This is a genomic window from Citrobacter sp. L55, assembly GCF_002850715.1.
GTDB lineage: Bacteria > Pseudomonadota > Gammaproteobacteria > Enterobacterales > Enterobacteriaceae > Citrobacter > Citrobacter braakii.
The window spans coordinates 123,692-132,240 of sequence record NZ_KZ559410.1 but is presented as its reverse complement, the minus strand read 5'-3'; the positions used below and the strand labels follow the sequence as shown (position 1 = coordinate 132,240).

8 protein-coding genes, 2 tRNA genes and 2 pseudogenes are annotated in these 8,549 nt (G+C 50.8%); 9 read left to right on the top strand and 3 right to left on the bottom strand.

The genetic code is table 11. From position 1 onward, the window contains the following. A partial coding sequence (locus B9P82_RS20655) for a transposase (protein ID WP_210404999.1) occupies positions 1-202 on the bottom strand: 202 nt, incomplete at its 3' end. Here B9P82_RS20655 and B9P82_RS29455 point away from each other — a divergent pair. Continuing rightward, positions 182-242: pseudogene (locus B9P82_RS29455) on the top strand (phage tail assembly protein); the annotation flags it as partial. The gene B9P82_RS20655 and the pseudogene B9P82_RS29455 sit on opposite strands and share 21 nt — an antisense overlap. Before the next feature lie 107 nt (positions 243-349). Then, positions 350-862, top strand: coding sequence for a GNAT family N-acetyltransferase (locus B9P82_RS20650; protein ID WP_047358847.1), 513 nt, complete (start codon positions 350-352; stop codon positions 860-862). A 51-nt stretch (positions 863-913) separates the two neighbouring features. Here the strand turns inward: B9P82_RS20650 and B9P82_RS20645 are convergent. After that, positions 914-1,803 (bottom strand): annotated as a pseudogene (locus tag B9P82_RS20645) (LysR family transcriptional regulator). A gap of 172 nt (positions 1,804-1,975) precedes the next feature. Between B9P82_RS20645 and B9P82_RS20640 the strand changes: the two are divergent. Next, positions 1,976-3,112 carry an alpha/beta hydrolase gene (locus tag B9P82_RS20640; protein ID WP_101700854.1) on the top strand — a complete coding sequence of 379 codons (1,137 nt, stop codon included), beginning with the start codon at positions 1,976-1,978 and terminating at the stop codon, positions 3,110-3,112. A 141-nt stretch (positions 3,113-3,253) separates the two neighbouring features. Next, a complete protein-coding gene (locus B9P82_RS20635; RefSeq protein WP_047358850.1) occupies positions 3,254-4,447 on the top strand; it encodes an MFS transporter in 1,194 nt (397 codons plus the stop codon). Positions 4,448-4,545: 98 nt separating this feature from the next. On the opposite strand, the gene B9P82_RS20630 is transcribed toward B9P82_RS20635, so the two are convergent. Beyond that, a complete protein-coding gene (locus B9P82_RS20630) occupies positions 4,546-5,016 on the bottom strand; it encodes a GNAT family N-acetyltransferase (protein ID WP_101700853.1) in 471 nt (156 codons plus the stop codon). Between the two features lie 248 nt (positions 5,017-5,264). Here B9P82_RS20630 and B9P82_RS20625 point away from each other — a divergent pair, with 248 nt between their 5' ends. The 5 genes from B9P82_RS20625 (at position 5,265) to B9P82_RS20600 (ending at position 8,441) form a co-directional block, all read left to right on the top strand. Continuing rightward, the gene (locus tag B9P82_RS20625; protein ID WP_101700852.1) at positions 5,265-6,245 is read left to right on the top strand and encodes a GlxA family transcriptional regulator; all 981 of its coding nucleotides are present in this window, start codon (positions 5,265-5,267) and stop codon (positions 6,243-6,245) included. A 78-nt stretch (positions 6,246-6,323) separates the two neighbouring features. Then, the gene (gap, locus tag B9P82_RS20620) at positions 6,324-7,334 is read left to right on the top strand and encodes a type I glyceraldehyde-3-phosphate dehydrogenase (RefSeq protein ID WP_047417734.1); all 1,011 of its coding nucleotides are present in this window, start codon (positions 6,324-6,326) and stop codon (positions 7,332-7,334) included. 267 nt (positions 7,335-7,601) lie between these two features. After that, a complete protein-coding gene (locus tag B9P82_RS20615) occupies positions 7,602-8,084 on the top strand; it encodes a glutathione peroxidase (RefSeq protein ID WP_016152944.1) in 483 nt (160 codons plus the stop codon). A 199-nt stretch (positions 8,085-8,283) separates the two neighbouring features. Continuing rightward, a tRNA-Val gene (locus B9P82_RS20605) sits at positions 8,284-8,360 on the top strand. Between the two features lie 4 nt (positions 8,361-8,364). Next, a tRNA-Val gene (locus tag B9P82_RS20600) sits at positions 8,365-8,441 on the top strand. The last annotated feature ends 108 nt before the right edge of the window (positions 8,442-8,549 follow it).

Below are 8,549 nucleotides of genomic sequence, written 5' to 3'. Positions count from 1 at the left end.
CAGAATAGCGCTGAGGTCTGCCTCGTGAAGAAGGTGTTGCTGACTCATACCAGGCCTGAATAGCTTCATCATCCAGCCAGAAAGTTATGGAGCCACGGTTGATGAGGGCTTTATTGTAGGTGGGCCAGTTGGTGATTTTGAACTTTTGCTTTGCCACGGAACGGTCTGTGTTGTCGGGAAGATACGTGATCTGATCCTTCAACTCAGCAAAAGTTCGATTTATTCAACAAAGCCGATTGCGTATTCAAAGTTTGAGGGTAAGACAGTCACAACGGACATGTAGACTTAACAGGCCGTATATATTACAAATTTAAGATCATTTTTCTCTCATAAAGTAAGGGCCTCTCCCATGTCTTTAATCATACGACAAGCAACATCAGCCGATTCGGGATTACTAAATGAGCTTGGCTACCGCTTCTATACTGCGCACTTTAAGCATATGTGGAAGTCAGAATCAGAATTTGATAATTATTTGGAGGGTGAATATTCACTTCCCGTTATTGAGCAGAGTATTAATGATAAAAACATTAGCTGGTATATAGTTGAAATCGAGCAGCCGATTGGTTTTGTGAAGCTGACATGGCAAGCAACTATTCCGAATACAGACATCAGCGGTGTTTTACTTAATAAACTCTACCTTGCCCCAACCAAAACGAATCAGCATTACGGTCAACTAATGTTTAATAAAGTCATAGATCTTGCCCGAAGTCAGGGGAAAAAATATTTATGGCTGGAGGTTCTTGAACAAAATGAACGTGCTCAAAAATTCTATAAAAAGCAGGGAATGAAGCACATCAGCGACATCATTTTCGAAACAAATTCACAGAGGAGCATACTCAAGTTAATGGGGATGTGTATATAAGGCCCGCTCCTCGCTCAGATCAGTTACCCTGACACGTGTGCAGCCTCGCCTTCATTCATAAATTCTCAGTGTATCGATAACTGCTCGCAGAGCGGGAGACACATTGCGGTGCGGATAATAGAGAAATGAGCCTTCCAGGCGTTGACTGTAGCGTTGTAAAACTCTGATGAGCGAACCCTCTTCTAAATCATCGGACACCAGTTCTTCCGGAACATAAGCCAGCCCCAGCCCCAGTCTGGCGGCTTTGGCTTCCATATAACTGTCAGCAAAAGCCCATTGTCCCTGCGGCTGATGAGTTATTTTTTTACCATCCTGTTGAAGCTCCCATGTATAGAGGCTTCCTCGCCAAATTGATAAGCGATGCAGGGATGAACCGCCAAATCTGCCGGGACTTGTGGAAAGCCATAGCGGCGAAAGTGTTCTGGCGTACCAACAATGGCCATCTCCATGTCGGGGGAAATACGGACCGCTATCATGCCACCGCCAACTTCCGGTCCGAGACGTACACCGGCATCGAATCTTTCCGCAATAATATCGACAAACCGACTTTCGCTGATGAGTTCCAGCCGGATGTCAGGATAGCGTTGCTTAAACACCGCAAGCTTTGGCAGGAGCAGTTTATCAATAGCGTGCTGACTGGCATTAATCCGTACCGTACCTGACGGGGACTGGCGATAATGGGCCAGCGTGGCAAGCCCCATATCTAAAGCGTCGAATCCTGACTCAATAGTCCGGTAGAGTTGTTCGCCGGCATGGGTGAGCGATAGCCTACGCGTAGTGCGAGCCAGAAGCTGAACGCCCAGTCTTTCTTCAAGTTCGCGTACGGAACGGCTTATACCTGATTGTGCCAGGCCGAGTCGTTGCGCCGCAGCAGTAAAACTCCCTTCCCGCACCACCTGCATGAACAGGTATAAATCATTATAGTTTTCCCGTTTCGCCATCACGTTTCCCTCGCTATCGCATCACTATTTAGAACAATATGGTATTAATTCTAGCAATTTTACCCCTCTAATAAGCACTATTACTGCTCACTATAATGCTCGCATTGCAACAAAGCACAGCAGTGTTGTCCGTATGAAACCTGTATCTATCACGTTTTATGAGGGGATTTTGATGACTGCCTTCACCAAAAAACTGACAGCCGCGATACCAGCCATGCTGCTCTGCGCATCATTAAGTGGAGTTACAACGATGAGTTATGCCAATACAACCAATCCGAACGCGCCAGTTTCACTGGTCGAGACATGGGATAAAACCTTCGCTAAAAGTACGAAAGTTAATCACCGTAAAGTGACCTTTCAGAACCGCTTCGGGATCACCCTGGTCGGTGATCTCTACATTCCAAAGGATCGCGGCGAGCGCAAACTGGCGGCCATTGCCATCAGCGGGCCTTTCGGCGCGGTGAAAGAGCAGTCCAGCGGTCTGTATGCGCAGACGTTGGCTGAGCAGGGATTTGTTACCCTGGCTTTTGACCCTTCATATACGGGGGAAAGCGGTGGCTATCCACGTAACGTTGCCTCTCCGGATATCAACACCGAGGATTTCAGCGCGGCTGTTGATTTCCTTGGCCTGCAAAAAGAGGTTGATCGAAATCGTATCGGATTACTGGGTATCTGCGGATGGGGCGGGATGGCCTTAAACGACGCCGCGATGGATACCCGCGTGAAAGCAGTGGCGACCAGCGTGATGTATGACATGAGCCGTGCGATGGGGCATGGCGTAGGTGATGGTAAAGACCGTTATACCACTGCGGATCGTCGCGCCGTATTACAGTATCTGAACGCACAGCGCTGGGAAGATGCGAAGAACGGAGCTTTCGCGCCCGGCGGGCATGACATTTATGTTGATGAAAAGGGGGACGTCAGTACGTCGAAACGTATTCTGCCAGAAACGTTACCCGCAAATCCTAATCCGGTTCTGAAAGAATTCTTTGATTATTATCGCATGCCGCGTGGTTTCCATGCGCGTTCGGTCAACTCAACCGGGGCCTGGAATGCGACGATGCCGCTGTCATTTATGAATATGCCGCTGCTGAGCTACGCCAATGAAGTCACTATCCCCACGCTTATCGTGACCGGCGAAAAAGCCCATTCACGCTATTTTGCTGAAGATGCCTTTAGGGCGATCGGCAGCAATGAGAAAGAGCTGGTGATTGTCCCGGGGGCAAATCATGTTGATCTGTACGACAACGTTGCGGGTAAGATTCCGTTTGCTAAATTTGAGCAGTTTTTCAATACCAACCTAAGATAACCGCCCCAAGCCGCCTGATATTTGCAGGCGGCTGTAAAACGCCTGCACATCATTTTCATCCATGTTTTGACGTGATTTCCTGAATGACGTCTGTCCGGACTGCGCCTGAACCTGGCCGATTCGATATTAAGAGATCTGATAATGTCCACAGTAAGACTAAAACCGCATTACGAAAAAAAGCATGCGCATTGGGGGGGCGTGTTTGCCATGACGCTGTGCGTGTTTGTGGTGATCGCTTCCGAGTTTATGCCGGTCAGCCTGCTTACGCTTATTGCCAGTGATTTACACATTACCGAAGGCCTAGCTGGCCAGGGAATTGCAATCTCTGGCGCGCTGGCGGTCATTACCAGCCTGACTATCTCCCATATTGCCGGAGATCTGAACCGAAAACATCTCCTGCAGGGGCTGACGGTTTTAATGGCCATATCGGGGATAGTCGTCGCCCTGGCACCCAGCTACCCGGTTTATATCCTGGGGAGGGCCCTGCTTGGGGTGGTCATTGGTGGATTCTGGTCCATGTCTGCTGCAACCGCCATTCGGCTCGTTCCGCAGCATCAGGTTCCCCGCGCGCTGGCGATTTTTAACGGTGGGAACGCGCTGGCTACCGTTGTAGCGGCACCGCTTGGCAGCTATCTGGGGACGACCGTGGGCTGGCGAGGGGCTTTTTTATGCCTCGTTCCCCTGGCTATAGCCGCATTCATCTGGCAGTGGGTCAGCCTGCCATCGATGGAAAGCGATAAAAAACAAAAATCCCAGAGATCTATGCATCGTCTGTTCCGCATCACCATTGTCCCTGCGGGACTTCTGGCCTGCGGATTCTTCTTCATGGGGCAATTTGCCTTATTTACCTACGTGCGCCCCTTTCTTGAGACCGTAACCCGCGTAGGCCCTTCTGGTCTCTCTCTGATTTTGCTCGCAATAGGCGTGGCTGGTTTTGTCGGCACACTGGCCGTATCAATATTCCTGAACACAAGTTTTTATCAGACTTTAATCATGATCCCCCTGCTTATGGCAGCAACTGCCGGGGCGTTACTACTGGTTGGACACAGCATCTGGGCTGTTGCCGTATTGCTCAGCCTGTGGGGACTACTAGCAACGGCTGCGCCAACGGGATGGTGGACATGGATAGCGCGGGCACTACCCGAAGATGCAGAGGCGGGTGGTGGCTTAATGGTTGCGGTGATCCAGCTATCAATTGCCCTGGGTTCAACGGCAGGTGGGTTGGTATTCGACACTCTGGGATGGCGCAGTACTTTTGGCTTGAGTGGTTTCTTACTTCTGGCGGCGGCAGCAATGACGATTGTCACATCCCGTCAAAACAGCAAAGCAAACTAGAACTATCCATTCATTTCTGGCGTGCTCTCTGTCATGGCATACGGCAGAGAGCCGAGTGTCCGCCCTCGCTGATCGCGGACCTTTAGCCCAGTTATCTTCTATTTTTTCACCAAATATTTTCGCATCAGTGCATTTTGTAATGTCACTCCGCGACAGGCAGGAAACCCACGTTCCACAATATGAAAGCCGTGTCGTAGAAAGAACGCCTCCGCAGCCGTACTGACATTTGAAGTCAGTTCGCCAATTCCACGTTGTCTGGCTTCTTCATGAATGCGATTCATCAGTAGTGTCCCTACTCCCTGTCTCGCGTAGGTTCCCGAGACAAAGAAATGGTCAATGTACCCATTTGGCTGAACATCTGCATATCCAGCTATTTCACCATCCACTTCAACAACAAAGGGGCGTAATTCCTTCATATGATTGGCCCATTGTTCCGGGTCGATATCCGTTGGGGCCCACGCATCTATTTGTTCCTGTGTGTAGTAATGTGATGCGAGGGTATGTACAGAAGATAAAAAGACGCTGAATAACGAAATTTCATCTCCATTACTAAACCTTCTGATTTTCATAAGACCTCGTCAGGAGAGTGACTTGTAGAACAATACCATTTTTGGTGTAGCAGAGCGTCAGCCCCTCGTGGTGAGTTTAATGGGTCAATGCAACGCTATTCTTAATCAAGGGAGATGCTCAGGCAACGCCGTTGAGTCAACATCAAACCATCGGCCTGTGGCGGTAATGTCGCTACGCCACGGGTAAGGCTTTTTCCAGTTGAGTATGTAATATTGACTTATTGTGTAAAAAGATTACTTTTCAGGACATGATGAAGATACTCATTATTGTTCCCGATGGCGGTATGCTGTTTGAGTCCGCCGGTATTGCCGACATTCTGATGCAGGCCAACCGCCTGCATCCCAAAGGCGCTACGGAGACGTGTTACCAGGTTCAGTTAGCGACAACGCAACCGCATCAGGTGATCCATGGTCAGTCCGGCCTAAATCTACTGGCAGATAATCGACTGCATGAGATAGACCCTCGCGAACCTCTCGATACCATCATCATCACTGGCAGAGGTCAAAACCCGCAGGAAGGGATTGCGGTGGTTGACTGGCTACGCCTTGCCGCTCCCCACGCCCGCCGCATTGCATCTATTTGCGGCGGCGCGATGCTGCTGGCAGAAACTGGGCTGCTGGACGGCAGACGAGCCACCACCCACTGGAAGCTACTGGAAACTATGCAGGCAGAATTCCCTAAGGTGCGCGTCGAAAGCGGTCCGCTCTATATCCAGGACGAACACATCTGGACATCAGGTGGCGTCAGTTCCGGCTTTGACCTGACGTTAGCGTTAGTTGAAGAGGATTACGGCTTCAGTCTGGCGCGCGACGTCGCTCAGGATTTCGTCATGTACCTGCGCCGTCCCGGGGGACAACTCCAGTTTAGCCGCTACAACCTTCAGCAGACCAGCACCCTGGGCCCGATTAACGATCTGCTCACCTGGCTGCTTGAGAACCTCACCGCCGATCTCAGTGTGGATAAACTGGCGGAAAAAGTCGCCATGAGTCCGCGTAATTTCACCCGCGTGTTTACCCGGGAAACGGGCGCATCACCGGCACGCTATGTGGCTGAAGCCCGTCTGGCCGCTGCACGACAGCGTCTGGAGCAGACCAACGAGACGCTGGAGCGTATCGCCGAACAAACAGGATTTGGCAGCAGCATTAACCTGCGACGGCTGTTTGAAAAACAGCTCCACCTGACGCCTGGTGAATATCGTCAGCGCTTTCACTGTCGTAAAATGGCGTAAAGTGATCCTTTTTTGTCATTTACGCCAACCCGTGACCGGCCTAAATTGACTCCAGAGACAACAGATAAGGAGTTCATCATGGTAAAGGTCGGTATTAACGGTTTTGGCCGTATCGGACGTAACGTACTGCGTGCTGCACTGGGTAACCCGGAGATCCAGATCGTGGCAATCAACGATCTGACAGACAGTAAAACGCTGGCACATCTGCTGAAATACGACTCGCTGCTCGGTAAACTCGACGCCGACGTCACCGCCGGAGAGGGGCAGTTGGTGGTTAACGGTAAATCCATCACCGTGTTCAGCGAACGCGACCCAGCCAACATCCCATGGCGTCAGCGTGAAGTCGATATTGTCATTGAAGCAACCGGCTTCTTCACTGAACGTGACAAGGCGGCGGTGCATATCCACAGCGGTGGCGCAAAACGAGTGATTATCTCCGCCCCCGGTAAGAACGATGATTTAACCATCGTGATGGGCGTTAACGATCACCTCTACTCCGCGGATAAACACTTTGTCGTCAGCAACGGTAGCTGCACCACTAACGGTCTGGCACCTGCCGCACAGGTTTTGCACCAACATTTCGGCATTAAGCATGGTTTGATGAATACCACCCACGCCTATACCAACAGCCAGGCGCTGCACGACCAGCCGGAAAAAGATCTTCGTGGTGCCCGCGCCGCTGCATTGTCGATTGTCCCCTACTCCAGCGGTGCCGCGAAGGCGCTTGGCAAAGTCATCCCGGAGCTGGATGGTCGCTTAACCGGTTACTCGCTGCGCGTACCGGTTCCGGTGGTCTCCATTGTCGATCTGACCGTAACGCTTGAGCGGGATGTTACAGCAGAGGAGGTCAATAATGCGTTTCGTGACGCCGCCGCGACAGGGCCACTGAAAGGGATCCTCGGTTACAGCGATGAACCGCTTGTCTCAAGCGACTATCAGGGTGACCCGCGCTCATCCATCATCGACGGCCTGTCAACGCTGGTGATTGGCGGCAATATGGTCAAAATTCTGGCGTGGTACGACAACGAATGGGGATTCTCTAATCGCCTCGTCGACCTGGCACTGCTAATGGCAAGGCACGAACGTTAATCCCCTGCTCTCACACTCTCTCTAAATCCACGCCAGGCGTGGATTTTTTTATATCTGTTACGTGTTTGTCCCAGTGACAATCGCCCACAACGTCACGTCCCCCATTTTTAGTCGTCACCTTACGATGCTGCTAGGGTGACGCGTTTAAAAACGTTAGCGATAACCCGACAAAATAATAAATCGCCAGCACTTCAACGGTCAGTTTATTAATCAGACAGTTGCGACCATAATAAAATGAGTAATGCGATCTTATTTGAGGATTCCGGCATGATCACCTTTTATCAACTTACAGCCACCCGTCTGCATGGTGAGCCCGTCTCTATGGCCGACTATGCTGGCAAACTGGTTCTGGTGGTCAATACTGCCAGCCATTGTGGCTTCACGCCGCAATATGCAGGCCTCGAAGCGCTTTACAAGAAGTACGCCGCGCAGGGCCTGGTGGTGCTTGGTTTCCCCTGCAACCAGTTCGGTAATCAGGAGCCCGGCGGGGCCGACGAAATCTCGCAAACCTGTCACATCAACTACGGTGTGAGCTTCCCGATATTTGAGAAAGTGGAAGTCAACGGTGCGGCTACGCATCCGGTGTTTCGTTACCTGAAAAACGAATTACCCGGAGTGCTGGGTGGACGTATCAAGTGGAATTTCACTAAGTTCCTGATCGGGCGTGACGGCAAACCGCTCAAGCGTTTTGCGCCGTTCACTACCCCTGAGAAAATAGAAACCGCGATCCTTGCTGCGCTTAAAGTCTGAGCGCACCTGTCATTCAAACCGTCCCCATTATGCCCCAGCGCACTGTCTGAATAAAAAACACGCTGCAAAATCAACAAAATATAATCAACTTGCTTAATTACTCTGCAATCGCGTGAGTTCAGGAAGAAAAATGCTATTTCCCTCTTGCCTCATTCGGTCTGTGCCGCTAATATTCGTCCCCGTTGTCACCTACAACATTGCGTTCATAGCTCAGTTGGTTAGAGCACCACCTTGACATGGTGGGGGTCGTTGGTTCGAGTCCAATTGAACGCACCATCTTGCGTCCGTAGCTCAGTTGGTTAGAGCACCACCTTGACATGGTGGGGGTCGGTGGTTCGAGTCCACTCGGACGCACCAAATTATTTCTATGATTTGGTGCTATTTCCCTTCGCTACACCTCATAATTTCTTTTTATTGCCTCCTGTTCGTAACCTTAAGCTTAATCATTACTCCGTATGATGCTGG

Coding starts and splice junctions, on each gene's coding strand:
- B9P82_RS20650 (WP_047358847.1), top strand. CDS start 350: ATGTCTTTAATCATACGACAAGCAACATCAGCCGATTCGGGATTACTA.
- B9P82_RS20625 (WP_101700852.1), top strand. CDS start 5,265: ATGATGAAGATACTCATTATTGTTCCCGATGGCGGTATGCTGTTTGAG.
- B9P82_RS20640 (WP_101700854.1), top strand. CDS start 1,976: ATGACTGCCTTCACCAAAAAACTGACAGCCGCGATACCAGCCATGCTG.
- B9P82_RS20635 (WP_047358850.1), top strand. CDS start 3,254: ATGTCCACAGTAAGACTAAAACCGCATTACGAAAAAAAGCATGCGCAT.
- gap (WP_047417734.1), top strand. CDS start 6,324: ATGGTAAAGGTCGGTATTAACGGTTTTGGCCGTATCGGACGTAACGTA.
- B9P82_RS20615 (WP_016152944.1), top strand. CDS start 7,602: ATGATCACCTTTTATCAACTTACAGCCACCCGTCTGCATGGTGAGCCC.
- B9P82_RS20630 (WP_101700853.1), bottom strand. CDS start 5,016: ATGAAAATCAGAAGGTTTAGTAATGGAGATGAAATTTCGTTATTCAGC.